The organism is Antarctobacter sp., assembly GCF_965277915.1.
GTDB lineage: Bacteria > Pseudomonadota > Alphaproteobacteria > Rhodobacterales > Rhodobacteraceae > Antarctobacter.
In genome coordinates this window covers 1,073,280-1,088,840 of sequence record NZ_OZ255849.1, presented here as the reverse complement: position 1 = coordinate 1,088,840, position 15,561 = coordinate 1,073,280, and the positions used below count along the sequence as shown (strand labels likewise).

Genomic DNA, 15,561 nt, shown 5'->3' with positions numbered 1-15,561 from the left:
AATCCCGGACATGACCCAGAAATTCCCCTTTGGCGATATCGCCGCACTGGGCAGCGCCCCGCCCGAGATGTCCTATCCCGGCCTCTCTCCGCAATTGCTGGCGCGGACGCGCCAGCTGTGGTCGGTGCGGGGTCTGGATTTCGACGGCGCCTGGCGCCACGCGATCCGGCAAATGCCGGGGTTCCGCGCCCTGCCCCGTCTCGACGACACGGCGACCAGCGCGCAGGTCGATCTGGTGTTTCTGTACGATCAGTCCCTGATCTGGGTAAAGGCAACCCATGCAGCCGCCCGCCGCGGACATGCGCACGGGGTGCCTGGCCTCGACCCCGCGCAATGGCACGGGCTTGCGGCCCTGACCGCGCGCCTGACCGAACAGATGACCGCGCTCAGGATGCTGGCGCTGACCGACCTGCCGCTGCCCGCGATGCAGATCGCGCGCTCTGTCTCGGAAGACGTGGACATGCTGCTGGTTCTGCTGGTGCGGCGCAAGCTGGCCGCACGTTTCATCGCCTGCCGCACCGTCGAAGAGGCCAGCAGTTTCTGGCGCCGCCATATCGCGGGCGGTCGGGCCTTTCGCGCGCTGACCGAGAAACTCTACGAGATCGGATTGGACTACTCGCCAGACACCGAGTACGGGCGCTGGCGCAAGGACGTTCTGGCCAATCTCGGCGCCGCTGTTCACAGCAATGCCTTGGCCACCCCCGGCACCGACCGCCAAGCCGGCGCCCATCTCGGCAATGACAACAGCCTGCATTTCGCGACCTTCAGGATTCATGAACTCTGCGCCTATGCCCAATTGATCAAGCCGGACCTGGTCGAGGCATTGACACGCGCCGCGACAGAGCCGCCCGAGAACGACCCGCAGGCCGATCTCGCCGCCCCCCTGAGCGCGATCGTCGTCAACCAGATACAAAGCCTCTCACAACCCGCCCCCGCCCCTTCGGCCGGTGGCGCGACCCGCCACTAGGGCGGGTCCGCACGGCTGCCTGATCCACCGCCTTGGCGGCGAGAACGGCACCCTTGGCCCCGCCCACCGAGGGCGCGGGGCCAAGCCCCTGATGGGGCCGCATGACTCAGTGCATGCTTTCCTCGGTTTTGCCGAGCTTGCCCTCGGCAATCCAGCGCGCCGCGAGGACAAAGGCGCCCATCGCGAAATCCTTGCCGTGCTCGTCCATCATTTCCTCGGCCATCTTGGCGATCTCCGAGAAATAACGGTCCTTGCTCTGCTCTTCCTTGGACAGTTCGAGTTTCATGGTTTCCTCCCGTTTTCTTTTGCGTGTCAGTTACTTGAACATGACCTTGGGAAAGGTCAGGATGGCCGCGCGACCATCGGCAAAGCCCAACGCCAGATGCTGGCCATCGGGCGACCAATCCATTGCCGTGACCGGGGCGCCCTTGCCCTCGACCAGCATCAACTCGTCCGGCTGGCCAAGCGGGCAAAGCGTCACCAACCCGTTGGCATAGCCCACCGCACAGCTGTCGCGCGCCGGATTGGGGGCCACGCGGTCCACCAGGGTCAGACCCGGCTTGCCGGTGTGGATGGGGTCGCCCTCGTACTTGCCGAACGGCAGGTCCGGACAGCGCCAACCGACCACCCGAAAGGCGCCGGAGGCCACCAGCACGTTGGCCTTGTCGCTGAAGGCGGCAGAGCCGACAGGCGCCGGGAACCCCTCGATCACGTCCGCTTCGCCGCGCAGGACATTGACGACCACCAGGGATGTCTCGCGGCATCCGGCGACGATCCACTTGCGGTCCGGCGACCAGGCGAGGCAGTCCAGCGTACCCTTGGCGGCGATCTCGGCGCGGGTCTCCAGCGTCTCGGTCTTGAGCACGATGATCCGCTCGCCGCAGCGCGCGGCGCTCAGCTCTCCGTCCAGGGAAACGGCCAGCTGCGTGACGGGTTCGCCCAGGTCGCATTCTGCCAGGGGCGTCATGTCCTCGGCCCTTAGCAGCGCCAATGCCCCGCCTTGGGCAACGCAGACCGCCTCTTGCCCCGGCGCGGCGCACAGCGCCGTAACCGGCGCGGCGCCGATCTGGGCCAGCTTGACCACCTGTCCCCGCGCCGTCACCCGTGTCAGGGCGCCGGACTGGTCGACAACGGCAAACCCCTGCTCACCCAACGCGCAGAATCCCGGTGCCTCTGACAGTGACACATCGGCTGCCACGGCGGGCGCCACAGGGTTCTCACGCGGGCGGATGGTCGTCCGCCCGGTGTCGAATTCCATTCGGATACGCTTTTCGGGATGCTCGGCATCCGCCATCGGCAAGAGCGCCAGCCCGCCCCCCTCCATCCGGCAGGCCACGGCAGAGCCGCTGGCATTGAACCCAACCTGCCGCACCGGTGCGGACAGCGTCCATTCCCGTCCGATCAGGTCGAACAGGCTGAGCGCCTGGGGTGGTTTCGTCTCGATCATGTCTCTCCTCCTTCGACCTTGGCCTCGAGTTCCTCGTCCAGCTCGACCAGACGTTGCTCGAGCGCGTCGATCTTTTCTTCACAGGTTTCCAGCGCGCCCTCGGTGCGCCCCATCTCGCGGGCAACACCCCGGTCCTCGTCGTCCTCGGCCATGTCCAGAACCTGCATTCCGCTCTGTTTCTGGGTCAGCCGAAGATGCTCTGCGGTGATCTCGGAGATCCCCTGGATCGTCTCGAGACGCTCCATCAGGATGTCCTGTACGCTTCGCCGTTGATCGCTCATGCCTGCCCCCTATAGTGCCCGCCCAGCCGGAACAGAGAGGTCCCGTCAGAATGATCAGCCCCTTCGACACCCGTTTCTTCGCCACCCTGGCAGAGGTCGCGGCCCAGACGCTGGACCCGCAGGACAGCTACATCGCCACCGCCCGCAAGGCCGCCCGGACAGGCGCCCCGGAGGACCTGCGCGCGGCACGACGGGGTCTGGACGACCTGCCCGCCGAGCAGCGCGACCGGCTGATGGCGGAAACCCACAGGCGTCTGGCCACGGACCTGTCGGCGATCTGGGACCAGTTGCCCGGCGCCCCTTCGGGTGGGCGCATGAATTGATCTGAGATACACCCCTCGACGGGGCTGCCCCGGACGGATCCGGCCGGTTCCGGTGACGGAAGATTGCGGCTTGGCGATCAGGTTCGGGCGGTGTCGGGCTTGGTGTGTCATGGTCGCGCCATGCTACCTTTCGCGACTTGCGGCGCAAGAAAAACATGTGAAAATTCAAGTTATTAGGACACAAGTAGACGAGTGGGCGAAAAGTTGTAAAGCTTCGTTACACTGTCCGGAAGGCTTCGTAAAAATCTGTTTCGATGCTGTCCGCGATGGCCCTCCGGGAAGCGCGAATCTGCCGCGGTGCGGCGAATCGTTGCACCTGAGATGGCTGGATTTGCGCCCCTATGTCTCAGCCGTGCCGCCCCATGTCCCGGGCTTTGGGCAAATCCACGCCACTGCCCCGGCGCGCAGGACCGACACGGGCTGTCCTTCCCCGGTCTCTCTGGTCGGTCCGGCAAAAAATCGCTCCCCGCACATGATGGGGCTGCCCTTTAGGATGAACCACTTGCAAGGGATCGGCGCCGGCCGCCCCTGCTGAGATAGAGACGATACCGACCAACCGGGGACTTGACGCAACGACGGCATTTCGGTGTCAATTGGTCCCCACGACCCCGGCGTCACCCCGGGGCATCCGGGCGGCGCTATGCAAAATGTTTATGACATGGTAATCTTTTGTGCGGGGAGACGTGGAAATGGACATCTATACAACGGGCGCCGAACGACGCCCCGATCAGCATGACGCCAGAGGAGCCATGTTCGACGATGCCATCGCCAGCCCGGTTCGAGTCCGGCCAAAATGGGTGCCGCTTGCCTGACCGCCAAACCTTCACCGCCGGCGCAGACCCGCGCCCGGCCCTGACAGAGTGACCGATGGGGCGACCTAGATATTTCAAGGCCACACATGGTGGCACCGATGACGCCGGACTGTTCCCCGAGTACTCGGAGGGCGAAACCCGTCGAGCCTGGGAAAACTATGTCACCGGCCAGTCCGAGACCGGCGAGGTGCGCAGCGAGATCGTCCAGTCCTGGCAACGCAGCATGAACCAGGGCGTCGATGCGACGCGGTTGCAGTCACGCAAGATCGAACACGACGAGGAACTGCGCAAGCTGCGCCGTCGCAATGCCAGCCTGCGACAGGCCGCCCGCGCAGCATTTGCCCGCCTGGAGCCACATCTTGCCGGCGCGCAGGTGATCCTGATCCTGACCGACAACAACGGCGTGATCATCGACGCCATCGGCGATCACGACGTGCTGGATGCCGGGCAGAACATCCACCTGGAAATCGGCGGCGTCTGGAACGAGGACGTGATCGGCACCAACGGCATCGGCACCGCGCTGAAGACCGGCAAGCCGACCTATGTCCACGCGGCCGAACATTTCTGCCAGGGCGTACAGGCCTGGACCTGCGCCGGGGTTCCGATCTTCGATCCGTTCGACCGTTCGGTGATCGGGGTGGTGGACCTGTCCGGCCCGCCCGACATCTTTCGCCGCCACAACATCGCGCTGGTGGTCGCCGCCGCGCGCGAGATCGAGATCGCCCTGGCCGAACAGCAGCGCGAGGAACGCACGCGCCTGCTGGAAACCTTCCTGAACTCCGACGCCAGCCGCCCGGATACCAGCGTCCTGTTGCTGGACAAGGTAGGCCGCATCATGTTCCGCCGCGGTCTGGACGACCGGCTGCACCTGCCGCGCCCCGATTTCGCGGTCGGCCACCAGTTGCTGCCGCTCAGTGCCAACATGACCGAGGGCGACATCCGCGCCGCCCTGCCCCACGACATTGAAACCGACGGCATCACCCGACTGGAATACGACGGCAGCCTGCGCGGTGCGGCCCTGTCGCTGAAACGCTCTACCGCCATCCGGCCGCAGGATACGGTCGCCGTGCGCATCAAGCCCCGTGCCAATGTCGACGAGGACGAGATCGTGATCGTAGGCAACGCGCCCAAGATGCTGGAAGCGATCGAACTGGCCGAACGTGCCGCCTCTGCCGGGGTGACGGTCCTGATCCAGGGCGAAACCGGTGTCGGCAAGGAGCTTTTTGCGCGCCTCGTGCACAACCGGATCGACCGCAGGAATGCCCCCTATGTCACCGTCAACTGCGCCGCGATCTCCAAGGAACTGATCGGGGCCGAGCTTTTCGGCCATGTCGAGGGCGCCTTTACCGGGGCACTGCGCGGCGGCAAGCCGGGCAAGTTCGAACAGGCCGACGGCGGGGTGCTTTGCCTTGACGAGATCGGCGACATGCCGGTCGAACTGCAACCCTACCTGCTGCGGGCCCTGGAGCAGCGCGCCGTCTACCGGATCGGCGACGACCAGCGCCGCCCGGTCAACGTGCAGCTTGTGGCGATGACCAACCGCAACCTGCGCAGCGACGTGGAACAGGGCCGGTTCCGCCGCGACCTGTTCTACCGCATTGGCATCGTCGCGATCGACGTGCCCCCCCTGCGCCAGCGCAGCGGCGACGTTCCCTTGCTGATCGACCATTTCAACGACGTCTTTTCCGAAAGGTTCTCGCGCCCGCGCCTGGCCTTGGCCCCGGCTGTGCTGGACCGGCTGAAGGAGTACCGCTGGCCCGGCAACGTGCGTGAACTGCGCAATCTCGTGGAACGGCTCTATCTGCTGAAATCCGGCCCAGAGGTCGGGCTGAACGATCTGCCACCCGAAATCGTCGAACCGGCGGACGGCCTTGGGTTCAGTCACTACGTTGACGTTGAAGAGGCGCCCATCAACCTCGAGAACATGGAGGCGATGACCATCCGGCGCGCCATCCAGGCGGAAAAGGGCAACCTGACCCGCGTGGCCGAGCAACTGGGCATCTCGCGCCCCACGCTATATCGCAAGATCAAGCAATATGGCATTCCGCGCGACTGACCGGGCAAACGGCCGCCAGGGGTGACAGACCGTGACGGTGCATGACTTCCCGGCGCGCCTCGTGGCAGAGGATTTCTGCCTGAGACCGATGTCCGAGGGCGACCTGCCAGAGGTCACCCGACAGCTGTCGGATGAACGCGTCGCCCCTTGGCTCGCCGCCGTCGCCCAGCCCTTCGGCCTGACCGAGGCACAGGCGCTGCTGGAACACGGCCAGCACCCTGGCGAACACATCCGCATCATCGAGGTCGAGGGCAGCGCAGCGGGCTGTATCTGCCTGGGCGCAGGTCTGTGGTACTGGCTGGACCCGGCCTTTCAGGGCCGCGGACTGATGGGCGCGGCCTTGCGTCTTGCCCTTGCAGAGTGGTTCTCCCGCCCGGCGCCTCCGCTGCTGGCGACCTGTCGGACGGACAACACGGCCTCTCTGGCGCTGCTGGCGCGGCTGGGCTTTGCGCGCTGCCCCGGATCGCGGCGCATGTTCTTTCAGGCCAACGGCAGGTCCCATCCCTGCCACGACTTCCTGATGGCTCCGGAACAGTGGCACCTGCTCAACCCGCCCCTGTACGCACTGGGCGGTCTGCGCCTGCGCCCGGCCCGCCAGAAGGATGTTCCCGCCCTTGCGCTGATGCTGCCCCGCGCCACGCCACCCTGGCCAGCGGCGGAGGCCCTGCCAAGCTTTGTCGAAAGGCACCGCTTTCGCGGCGCTGCAACCGGGCTGTTCGTGATCGAAGACAAGCTGGATCGCAGCATCGGCATGGCCCATGTGGCGGAAGGTGCTGCGCCCGCGTTGGCCTTTCTATCCTGCGACGAGGCGAGCGCCCACGGCGAAACCGTCGCGCGGGCGCTTGCCGAAGGGTTTCCGAGCCCCGCCCGCTAGCGGTTCCACGGGGCTTCGGTTTCGGGGTCGATGTCCCATGCCTTGATCGCCTTGCGCAGGATCTCTGGAGGCAGGTCGCCTTCCCGCACCAGCGCCTCGATCGCCGCGAGCGCGATGTTCTGCCGGTCGACCTCGAAGAACCGGCGCAGCGCCTGGCGATTGGCCGAGCGACCGAACCCGTCCGTTCCCAAGAGGGTCATCGGCGCGCGCAGATAGGGCGCGATCTGTCCCGGAAAGGCCTGGACGTAATCGCTTGCCGCGACCACGGGCACCGTGCCGCCTAGCAGGGCTTCGACGTGACTGGTCTCGCGCTCATCCGGCGCCCGGAAGCGGTTGCGCCGCTCGACCTCCATCGCGTCGCGGGCAAGTTCGGTGTAGGAGGTGGCCGAGTACACATCAGCCTTGACGCCAAAGCCCTGCAACAACTCCGCCGCGGCGAGAACCTCCATCAGGATCGTCCCCGATCCCAGCAAACGCACGCGGGGTCCGGTTTCCCCGACACTGCGCAGCTTGTAGAGTCCCTTCAGGATGCTGCTCTCGGCGCCGTCGGGCATCGACGGCTGGTCGTAGATCTCGTTCATCACCGTGATGTAGAAAAACTCGTCGCGCTGCTCGTCCAGCATCCGCGCCATGCCGTGATCCATGATGACCGCCAGTTCATAGGCGAAACAAGGATCCCAGGCGCGGCAATTCGGGATCGCCGCCGCCGCCATGTGGCTGGAGCCGTCCTGGTGCTGCAGCCCCTCGCCCGAAAGCGTCGTCCGCCCCGCAGTCGCCCCCAGCAGGAAGCCGCGCGTACGCTGATCGGCCGCCGCCCAGATCAGGTCACCCACGCGCTGAAAGCCGAACATGGAATAGTAGATGTAGACCGGTAAAAGCTCGGTATCGTGGACAGAATAGGCCGTCCCGGCGGCCGTCCAGGAACTGATCGCACCCGCCTCGGTGATGCCCTCTTCCAGCAACTGGCCGTTCGCCGCCTCCTTGTAGAACATCATCGCGCCCTTGTCCTCGGGATCGTACAACTGGCCGTCGGGGGCATAGATGCCGATCTGGCGGAACAGGGTGTCCATGCCAAAGGTGCGCGCCTCATCGGCCACGATCGGCACGATGCGTGGGCCGAACGCCTTGTCCTTGAGCAGGTAGCCCAGCATCCGAACCGCGGCCACGGTGGTGGACATCGGCTTGCCATCGGCCTGCAGGGCAAAGCGCGCCCAGGTCTCCGGCGCGGGACGGGCGGGCGCCGGGGTCGTCGGCTGCGCCACCCGGCGTGGCAAGGCCCCGCCCAGCGCCGCGCGACGCGCGGTCAGGTAGCGGATCTCGTCGCTGTCCTGCGGCGGGCGGTAGAACTCCAGCGCCTCGACCGCTGCATCCGTCAGGGGCAGGTCGAAACGGTCGCGGAAGGCCAGCAGCGCATCCATGTCCAGCTTCTTGGCCTGATGCGCCGTCATGCGGGACTCGCCAGCCCCGCCCATCCCGTAGCCTTTCTTCGTCTTGGCCAGGATCACCGTGGGCTGCCCCTTGTGCGCCTTTGCCGCCGCAAAGGCCGCATAGAGTTTCTTGAGGTCATGCCCGCCGCGTTTCAGCGCGTGGATCTCGTCATCCGTCAGATGCCGCACCAGCGCAGCGCTGTCGGGATCGGCGTCGAAGAACCGGGCCCGGTTGTAATCCCCGGCCTTGGAGCCGAGGTCCTGGTAGGCCCCATCCACCGTTTCCGCGAAGCGCCGCAGCAGGACATGATCCGTGTCACGGGCAAAGAGGTTGTCCCATTCCGACCCCCAGAGCACCTTGATCACGTTCCATCCCGCGCCGACAAAAAGCGACTCCAGCTCTTGGATGATCTGCCCGTTGCCGCGCACCGGGCCGTCCAGCCGCTGCAGGTTGCAGTTGACGATGAAGGTCAGGTTGTCCAGCCGTTCCCGCGCGGCCAGGGTCAGCCCGGCGATGGATTCCGGCTCGTCCATCTCGCCATCCCCGAAGACGCCCCAGACGTGGCGATCCTCGGTCCGGGCCAGACCACGGGCTTGCAGGTAGCGCATGAACCTTGCCTGGTAGACGGCGCTGAGCGGGCCGATCCCCATCGACCCCGTCGGCACCTGCCAGAAATCCGGCATCAGCCAGGGATGCGGGTAGGAACACAGGCCCTTGCCCGGTACCTCTTGCCGGTAGTTGGCAATATCCTGCACGGATAGACGTCCCTCCAGGAAGGCGCGGGCGTAGACGCCCGGCGCCGAATGCGGCTGGAAGTAGACGAGGTCACCGCCGAAATCGCCGTCCCGCGCCCGGAAGAAATGGTTGAAACCGACCTCGAAGATCTCGGCCGCCGAGGCGTAGGAGGCAATGTGCCCGCCCAGTTCGCCATAGGCCCGGTTTGCCCGCACCACCATGGCCAGAGCGTTCCAGCGAATGATCGAGGTGATGCGTTCCTCCAGCGCAAGGTCGCCGGGATAGGCGGGCTGACGGGCCAGCGGGATCGTGTTGCGATAGGCCGAATAGGGCACGCCACGGGTCGTCACCCCCAGCCGGCGCGCCCGGTCCAGCACCGCGTTCATCACGAAATGCGCCCGTTCCGGGCCATCATGGTGGGTGAGGCTTTCCAGTGCCTCGATCCATTCGGCGGTTTCTGCGGGGTCCGGATCCCGGGGGATACGGTCAAAACGGGTCTGGTGCCGGGTCATCTGTCACTCCTGCCTTTGACCCAGCCTAGTCACCGGATCGGGGCGAAAGGCGCCAAACCCGCCACCACACTGGTTGACGATTGGCGGAATCCACCAATACTTGGGCAAAAACGCGAGAAACCCGCCATGAGCGCCCATGTCCTCGATTCCATCGACCGCGCCATCCTGCGCGAGGTCCAGCGAGATGCCCGCCTGACCATGCAAGAGCTGAGCGGGCGGGTGAACCTGTCGCCCTCCCCCTGCGCGCGGCGCGTCCGCATCCTTGAAGAGCGTGGATACATCAGCGGCTATCACGCGCATCTGGACGAAGCGAAACTGGGCTATCCCTTTAGCGTCTTCGTCTCGGTCAAGCTGGATCACCAGGTCGACGACCGGCTGCAGGCCTTCGAACAGGCGGTCAACGCCTACCCCGAGGTGATCGACTGCTGGCTGATGACGGGCACGCGGGATTACCTGCTGCGTGTCGCCGTGGCCGATCTTGTCGAGTTCGAGGGCTTCCTGACCCGCCGGTTGACCAAGGTGCCCGGCGTGGCCTCGATCGAATCCTCGATCCCCATCCGGCGCGTCAAGAAGGGGGTATCACGATTGGACTGACCCGACCCGTCAGTCCCCGTCCAACGGATGGAAACAGGCCGCCTGCACGTGGTCGCCTTCCAGCCGGGGCACCTCGTTGCGGCAGCGGTCGCTGGCGCGCGGGCAGCGCGCGGCAAAGGCACAGCCGGGCGGCGGGTTCAACGGGTCGGGCAGCTCGGTTTCCTTGGCCTCCGGCGCCGTCAGCGGCCGCCCCACCACCGGCGCACTGTCGGCCAGCAACTTGGTATAGGGGTGACGCGGGGCGCGGAAAATCTCCTCGGCCGGCCCCAATTCCACGACCGAACCGAAATAGAGCACCGCGATCCGGTCGCTGACCGCCTCGACCACCGCAAGATCGTGACTGATGAAAAGGTAGGTCAGGCTGAATTCCTTTTTCAGGTCCGCCAGCAGGTTCAACACCTGCGCCTGCACCGAAACGTCCAGCGCCGAGACCGGCTCATCAAGGATCAGGATACGCGCGTTTGCCGCCAGCGCCCGCGCAATCCCGATGCGCTGCGCCTGCCCGCCCGAGAATTCATGCGGGTAGCGGTCCAGAAACTCCTCGCGCAGGTTCACGCTGGCAAAGATCTCGGCAATTCGCCTGTCGCGCTGCGATCGGTCCATGCCATAAAGACGTTTCAGCGGCGCCTCCATGATCTGGCGGATCGTCTTGCGCGGGTTGAGCGAGGATATCGGATCCTGAAAGACGTACTGGATGCGCTTGCCAAAGACCGCCGGGTCGGCGTTGTCCAGCGCCGCGCCGTCGATCTCGATGGTGCCGGTCGTGGGTTCCAGCAGGCCGACCAACATGCGCGCCAGCGTGGACTTGCCGCAGCCGGACTCTCCAACGATGCCCAGCGTCTCGCCCTGTTGCACTGACAGGGTGATGGGATGCACCGCCTTGACCGTCCCCTTGGAGGCCGCAAGAAAGCCGCCGCCCACAGGGAAACTCTTGGACAATTCCGTCAGTTTCAGCGCCTCTGTCATTCGGCGGCCTCCTTCAGCGGGGTCACGGGATGGATGCAGCGAACGGCGCGCGCACCTTCGCGTTCCAGGTCGATCTCGCCCTGTCGGCAATCCGCCTGCACCCGGTCACAGCGGTCTGCAAAGGCACAGCCCTCGGGCAGCTTGTCGACCACGGGCGGCAGGCCCGGGATCGCCTCCAGCCGCCGCTTGCCCTCGCCCAGTTCGGGCACGCAGGCCATCAGCCGTGCGGTATAGGGGTGGGTCGGTGTCTCAAGCACCGGTTGCGTCGGCCCTTCTTCGACGATCCGGCCCGCGTACATCACGGCCACCCGGTCACAGAGTTGCCCAACCACCCCGAAGTCATGGGTGATGAACACGATGGCCAACCCGCGAGAGCGGCGCAGGTCATCCAGCAGCGACAGGATCTGCGCCTGCACGGTCACGTCCAGCGCCGTGGTCGGTTCATCCGCGATGATGATGTCGGGATCATTGGCCAGCGCCATGGCAATGCCGACACGCTGGCGCATCCCGCCCGACATCTCGTGCGGGTAGTCGGTGATCCTCTTTTCGGCGTTGGGGATACGCACGGCCTTCAGCAGCTCGATGGCCCGCGCCTGCCCCTCGCTCTTGCTGATGGCGCGATGCGCGCGGATCGCCTCGATCAGCTGGTCCCCCACCTTGTAAAGCGGGTGCAGCGTCGCCAGAGGGTCCTGAAAGATATAGGCCACGTTGCGCCCCCGCATCTCGCGCAGCTTGCGATAGGGCGCGCCGATCAGGTCGTCACCGGCATAGCGCACCGCCCCGCCGGTGATGATCCCGGGCGGCGAGGCCACCAGCCCCATGACCGACAGCGCGGTGACCGATTTGCCCGACCCGCTTTCGCCGATCACGCCCAGGCATTCGCCCGGCTTGACGTGCAGGGACACGCCGCCCACCGCGCGATAGACGCGGTCCTTGACGTGGAACTGGGTTTGCAGGTCCTGCACCTCCAGCAGGCCCTTGCCCTCGGCCGCCGGCACCGGGTCCTTGCGATTGACCAGCGTGGCGGCCATCGGACGCGACAGGGCGCCGGACTTCAGCCTCGGGTCCAGCGCGTCGCGCACGCCGTCGCCCAGCAGGTTGATCGACATGACGATGATCAGGATCATGATCCCGGGCACGACCGAGGTATGCGGATTGGTGATCAGCGCCGAGCGCGCTTCGCCCAGCATCGAACCCAGGTCCGCCTGCGGCGGCTGAGAGCCCAGCCCCAGGAACGAAAGACCGGCCGTTTCCAGGATCATCCAGCCGATGGTCGTCGACATGGCGATCACGATCACGGGGATCACGTTGGGCAGGATCTCGGTCAGGATGATGCGTGTGTTCGACAGGCCCGCCAGTCGCGCCGCATCGACGAATTCCTTGTGTGCGATGCCCACGGTGATGCCGCGGATGTTGCGGGCAAAGAAAGGCACGTTCACGGCGGCCACCGCGATCAGCGCATTGAACAATCCCGGCCCCAGGGCCGCGACGATCGCCAGCGCCAGCAGGATGTAGGGAAAGGCCATCAGCATGTCGACGCCGCGCATGATCAGGTTGTCCGCCCGCCCGCCATAGAACCCGGCGACGATGCCGATGGCCGCGCCCAGCGTGGCGGCGACCACGGCAGCGGCAAAGCCGACCGCCAGCGACAACCGCGTGCCCCACATCAGCCGCGACAGCAGGTCCCGGCCAAGGTGGTCGGTGCCCAGAAGCGCGCCCTCGGTAAAGGGCTTCTGGAACCGCGCGGCGGTGTTGGTCACATTCGGCTCCGCCAGGGGCAAGAGCGGCGTGATCAGCGCGAGCAGAACGACAAGGCTCAGGACGATGCCCCCTGCCAGCGCCAGCCGGTTGCGGGCGAGGAGTTTGAGAAAGGCGATCATGTCTTGATCCTCGGGTCCAGCAGGCTTTGCGCCACATCCACCACGATGTTGAAGAGGACGTAACAGGCGGCGACAAAGACCACGCCCCCCTGCACCAGCAGGATGTCCCGCTTCAGGATCGCATCGACCAGCATCCGGCCCACGCCCGGCCACTGAAAGACGATCTCGATATAGACCGCGCCCGACAGGACAAAGCCCGCCTGGATGCCGAGAACGGGGATGATCGAGACCATCGCCGCCTTGAGCGCATGGCGCCAGATCACGCCGCGTTCATTCACGCCCTTGGCGCGCGCGGTGCGGATGAAATCCTGCCGCAGCACCTCCAGCATGGCGGACCGCGACAGTCGCGCGATCACGCCTGTGGCCACCACCGCCAAGGCGGTCGCCGGCAGGACAAGGTGATTGAGCAGCGCCCAGATGTCCCGTGTGCCGTAGATCGGCCACATGCCGGACACCGGGAAAATCCGCAGGTTCACCGCAAAGAACAGGATCATCATCATGCCCAGAAAGAAGCTTGGGATCGAGATCCCCAGCAGCACGACAAAGGTGATGCCCTTGTCCGCCCAGCCGTACTGGTTGGCGGCCGAGATCACGCCCGCCATGATCCCCAGCACCGAACAGATGACAAAGGACGTTCCGGCCAGGATCAGCGTCCCGTTGAACCGCTCCAGAACCTCGTCGATCACGGGCCGGTTGAGCGAGAAACTGGTGCCGAAGTCGCCTTGCAGCATGTTGCCGAGCCAGATGAAGTACTGCGCCACCAGGGGCTTGTCCAAGCCAAGGTCGCGGTTCAGCTTCTCCACGTTCTCCGGCGTTGCGTAACTGCCCAGGATCGCGGTGGCCGGATCGCCCGGGATCAGCGCCATGATCAGGAAGACGATCACGGTGATGCCCAGCAGGACCGGAATGGCGGAAAACAATCGTCCGAGGATATAGCGCCCCATGCGCACCCCCTTTGTCTGGCGGGAAAACGCCCCCTGGCTTCCTTGGGCAAGAAATACCTACGGGGGGTGCGCCAAAGGCGCACGTCGGGGGCAGAGCCCCCGGCGGGCGGGGCCGGGCTCGATGCCCGGCCCCGCTCGACTCGCGATCAGTTCTTCACCACGTCATCCAGCAGCAGAAAGAAGGACGGCTGCAGGGAAAAGCCCTCGACCCGCTCGCTCGTCACCGCGTTCTGCTTCCAGTTGGCGACAAAGACCCAGGGCGCATCCTCCTGCACGATGGTCTGCATCTCCTTGTATAGACGCGCGCGCTCGTCCTGGTCGGTGGCGACGCGGGCCGCTTCCAGCAGTTCGTCCACCTTCGGGTTCGAGTAATAGCCCGAGTTGAACCCGCCCGCCTCGGGCCAGGCATCGGTGCGCAACGCGAGGAAGGGCAGCGTGTCCGGGTCGTTGGTCATCCAGGCCATCTCGGCCATGTCCGCCTTGCCCGCCAGCCCCGGGTTCACCTCTCCCAGAAAGGTATTCCACTCGTAGGTCTCGATCGTGACGTCAAAGCCGACCGCTTCCAGGTCCGCCTGGATCGCCGTGCCCATCGCGATCGGATCCAGCATGCCGGAACCGCCCTCGGTCACGAAAAATGTCAGTTCCGCCCCCTCGGCACCGGCCTCGGCCAGCAGCGCGCGGGCCTTGTCGGGGTCGTAGGGATAGGGCTCGAGGTCCTCGTTGTAGGCCCAGGCAAAGGCCGGCGGCGTCGGTCCGGCGGCCACGGCAGCAGTACCTTCCAGAACGTCGTCCACGATGGCCGACTTGTTGACCGCGTAGTTCGCCGCCTGGCGCACCTTCTTGTCCGCAAAGGGGCCTTCCTTGGCGTTCAGGATCAGGAACCAGACGTGCGGGCCGGCCTGTTCATGCACGGTATACTCCGCGCCCTGGAACTCGGACAGGGCCACGGGCGGCACTTCCACCATCAGGTCGATGCCTCCGGCCAGCATCTCTGCCGTGCGGGTGTTGGCATCGGTGATCGGGCGGAACACCACCGCCTGCAGGTCGGGCGGGCCGTCCCAGTAGTCGGGGTTGCCCTCGATCACCACGGCCTCGTTCGACCGCCATTCGGCAAAGGTGAACGGGCCGGTGCCCGAAGGGTTGCGCCCGAAATCCGAGCCGTGCTGTTCGACCGCGGCGGGAGAGACGATCAGGCCGGTGGGATAGGCGAGGTTCGACAGGAACGGCGCGTAAGGCGCGTTCAGGGTGAATTTCACCGTCAGGTCATCCACCACCTCGATGGCTTCCACCGCCGAGAAGAAAAAGGCCAGCGGGAAGGGACCCGTGTCGTGATAGGGGTGATCCTCGTTCAGCATCCGCTCGAAGTTGAACTTCACCGCTTCGGCGTTGAACGGGCTGCCGTCGTGAAAGCTCACGCCCTCGCGCAGCGTAAAGGTGTATTCGGTCCCGTCCTCGGAAATGGTCCAGTCGGTCGCAAGCGCCGGTTCGACCTCCAGCGTACCATCCTTGTAGCGCACCAGCCCGTCATAGACGTTCATCAGGATGCGGAAGTCGTTGACCGCCGTGACCGCCGCCGGGTCCAGCGCCTTGGGCTCGGCGATCTGGCCGACGATCAGGACGCCCGGCGGCGTCTGGGCCTCGGCCCCGGTCAATGTGCCGACTGTCAGCGCAAGCGCCGTCCCGGCGGCAAGCAGCCCTCGGCGGGTGAATGAGAAGAGCGACATTGCGTTACCTCCGCTGTT

General features: G+C 65.8%; 14 protein-coding genes. 6 read left to right on the top strand and 8 right to left on the bottom strand.

The window, feature by feature from the left end; genetic code table 11:
• The first annotated feature begins 10 nt into the window (after window positions 1-10).
• Window positions 11-967: a hypothetical protein gene (locus tag ACQY5B_RS06140; protein WP_420325942.1), complete on the top strand. Its 957-nt coding sequence runs from the start codon at window positions 11-13 to the stop codon at window positions 965-967.
• A gap of 106 nt (window positions 968-1,073) precedes the next feature.
• Here the strand turns inward: ACQY5B_RS06140 and ACQY5B_RS06135 are convergent, their stop codons facing one another.
• Genes ACQY5B_RS06135 through ACQY5B_RS06125 form a run of 3 tightly spaced genes read right to left on the bottom strand, consistent with a single transcriptional unit; the run spans window position 1,074 to window position 2,695 of the window.
• Window positions 1,074-1,253, bottom strand: coding sequence for a hypothetical protein (locus ACQY5B_RS06135; protein ID WP_305972217.1), 180 nt, complete (start codon window positions 1,251-1,253; stop codon window positions 1,074-1,076).
• Window positions 1,254-1,283: 30 nt separating this feature from the next.
• Window positions 1,284-2,414, bottom strand: coding sequence for a WD40 repeat domain-containing protein (locus tag ACQY5B_RS06130; protein ID WP_420325943.1), 1,131 nt, complete (start codon window positions 2,412-2,414; stop codon window positions 1,284-1,286).
• Window positions 2,411-2,695 (bottom strand): hypothetical protein, encoded by a 285-nt coding sequence (locus ACQY5B_RS06125; protein ID WP_420325944.1) that lies wholly within the window; start codon window positions 2,693-2,695, stop codon window positions 2,411-2,413. The genes ACQY5B_RS06130 and ACQY5B_RS06125 overlap by 4 nt, the downstream gene beginning before the upstream one ends.
• Window positions 2,696-2,745: 50 nt before the next feature.
• Between ACQY5B_RS06125 and ACQY5B_RS06120 the strand changes: the two genes are divergently transcribed.
• The 4 genes from ACQY5B_RS06120 to ACQY5B_RS06105 all read left to right on the top strand — a co-directional run bounded on the left by ACQY5B_RS06120 (window position 2,746) and on the right by ACQY5B_RS06105 (window position 6,760).
• Window positions 2,746-3,018 carry a phospholipase D-like domain-containing protein gene (locus tag ACQY5B_RS06120; RefSeq protein ID WP_420325945.1) on the top strand — a complete coding sequence of 91 codons (273 nt, stop codon included), beginning with the start codon at window positions 2,746-2,748 and terminating at the stop codon, window positions 3,016-3,018.
• A gap of 689 nt (window positions 3,019-3,707) precedes the next feature.
• Window positions 3,708-3,830 carry a hypothetical protein gene (locus ACQY5B_RS06115; RefSeq protein WP_305972213.1) on the top strand — a complete coding sequence of 41 codons (123 nt, stop codon included), beginning with the start codon at window positions 3,708-3,710 and terminating at the stop codon, window positions 3,828-3,830.
• Between the two features lie 55 nt (window positions 3,831-3,885).
• Window positions 3,886-5,886, top strand: a complete 2,001-nt coding sequence (locus ACQY5B_RS06110; RefSeq protein WP_305972212.1) for a sigma-54-dependent Fis family transcriptional regulator — start codon at window positions 3,886-3,888, stop codon at window positions 5,884-5,886.
• A gap of 31 nt (window positions 5,887-5,917) precedes the next feature.
• Window positions 5,918-6,760: a GNAT family N-acetyltransferase gene (locus ACQY5B_RS06105; RefSeq protein ID WP_420325946.1), complete on the top strand. Its 843-nt coding sequence runs from the start codon at window positions 5,918-5,920 to the stop codon at window positions 6,758-6,760.
• Here ACQY5B_RS06105 and mdeB read toward each other — a convergent pair.
• Entirely contained in the window at window positions 6,757-9,435 is a 2,679-nt protein-coding gene (gene mdeB, locus ACQY5B_RS06100; protein WP_420325947.1) for an alpha-ketoglutarate dehydrogenase, read from the bottom strand. The genes ACQY5B_RS06105 and mdeB overlap by 4 nt on opposite strands.
• A gap of 126 nt (window positions 9,436-9,561) precedes the next feature.
• Between mdeB and ACQY5B_RS06095 the strand changes: the two genes are divergently transcribed.
• Window positions 9,562-10,029, top strand: a complete 468-nt coding sequence (locus tag ACQY5B_RS06095; RefSeq protein ID WP_420325948.1) for an Lrp/AsnC family transcriptional regulator — start codon at window positions 9,562-9,564, stop codon at window positions 10,027-10,029.
• A 9-nt stretch (window positions 10,030-10,038) separates the two neighbouring features.
• On the opposite strand, the gene ACQY5B_RS06090 is transcribed toward ACQY5B_RS06095, so the two are convergent.
• The 4 genes from ACQY5B_RS06090 to ACQY5B_RS06075 all read right to left on the bottom strand — a co-directional run bounded on the left by ACQY5B_RS06090 (window position 10,039) and on the right by ACQY5B_RS06075 (window position 15,543).
• Complete coding sequence (locus ACQY5B_RS06090; RefSeq protein WP_420325949.1) at window positions 10,039-10,995, bottom strand: ABC transporter ATP-binding protein; 957 nt, start codon at window positions 10,993-10,995, stop codon at window positions 10,039-10,041.
• On the bottom strand, window positions 10,992-12,875 hold the full coding sequence (locus ACQY5B_RS06085) for a dipeptide/oligopeptide/nickel ABC transporter permease/ATP-binding protein (protein ID WP_420325950.1): 1,884 nt from the start codon (window positions 12,873-12,875) through the stop codon (window positions 10,992-10,994). Before ACQY5B_RS06085 ends, ACQY5B_RS06090 begins: the two co-directional genes overlap by 4 nt.
• Window positions 12,872-13,819: an ABC transporter permease gene (locus ACQY5B_RS06080; RefSeq protein ID WP_305972206.1), complete on the bottom strand. Its 948-nt coding sequence runs from the start codon at window positions 13,817-13,819 to the stop codon at window positions 12,872-12,874. The genes ACQY5B_RS06085 and ACQY5B_RS06080 overlap by 4 nt, the downstream gene beginning before the upstream one ends.
• Before the next feature lie 146 nt (window positions 13,820-13,965).
• Entirely contained in the window at window positions 13,966-15,543 is a 1,578-nt protein-coding gene (locus ACQY5B_RS06075) for an ABC transporter substrate-binding protein (RefSeq protein ID WP_420325951.1), read from the bottom strand.
• Between the last annotated feature and the right edge of the window lie 18 nt (window positions 15,544-15,561).

Excerpts from the sequence above, each read along its gene's own strand:
- ACQY5B_RS06140 (WP_420325942.1), top strand. The coding sequence starts at position 11 with ATGACCCAGAAATTCCCCTTTGGCGATATCGCCGCACTGGGCAGCGCC.
- ACQY5B_RS06135 (WP_305972217.1), bottom strand. The coding sequence starts at position 1,253 with ATGAAACTCGAACTGTCCAAGGAAGAGCAGAGCAAGGACCGTTATTTC.
- ACQY5B_RS06130 (WP_420325943.1), bottom strand. The coding sequence starts at position 2,414 with ATGATCGAGACGAAACCACCCCAGGCGCTCAGCCTGTTCGACCTGATC.
- ACQY5B_RS06125 (WP_420325944.1), bottom strand. The coding sequence starts at position 2,695 with ATGAGCGATCAACGGCGAAGCGTACAGGACATCCTGATGGAGCGTCTC.
- ACQY5B_RS06120 (WP_420325945.1), top strand. The coding sequence starts at position 2,746 with ATGATCAGCCCCTTCGACACCCGTTTCTTCGCCACCCTGGCAGAGGTC.
- ACQY5B_RS06115 (WP_305972213.1), top strand. The coding sequence starts at position 3,708 with ATGGACATCTATACAACGGGCGCCGAACGACGCCCCGATCAGCATGAC.
- ACQY5B_RS06110 (WP_305972212.1), top strand. The coding sequence starts at position 3,886 with ATGGGGCGACCTAGATATTTCAAGGCCACACATGGTGGCACCGATGAC.
- mdeB (WP_420325947.1), bottom strand. The coding sequence starts at position 9,435 with ATGACCCGGCACCAGACCCGTTTTGACCGTATCCCCCGGGATCCGGAC.
- ACQY5B_RS06095 (WP_420325948.1), top strand. The coding sequence starts at position 9,562 with ATGAGCGCCCATGTCCTCGATTCCATCGACCGCGCCATCCTGCGCGAG.
- ACQY5B_RS06090 (WP_420325949.1), bottom strand. The coding sequence starts at position 10,995 with ATGACAGAGGCGCTGAAACTGACGGAATTGTCCAAGAGTTTCCCTGTG.
- ACQY5B_RS06085 (WP_420325950.1), bottom strand. The coding sequence starts at position 12,875 with ATGATCGCCTTTCTCAAACTCCTCGCCCGCAACCGGCTGGCGCTGGCA.
- ACQY5B_RS06080 (WP_305972206.1), bottom strand. The coding sequence starts at position 13,819 with ATGGGGCGCTATATCCTCGGACGATTGTTTTCCGCCATTCCGGTCCTG.
- ACQY5B_RS06075 (WP_420325951.1), bottom strand. The coding sequence starts at position 15,543 with ATGTCGCTCTTCTCATTCACCCGCCGAGGGCTGCTTGCCGCCGGGACG.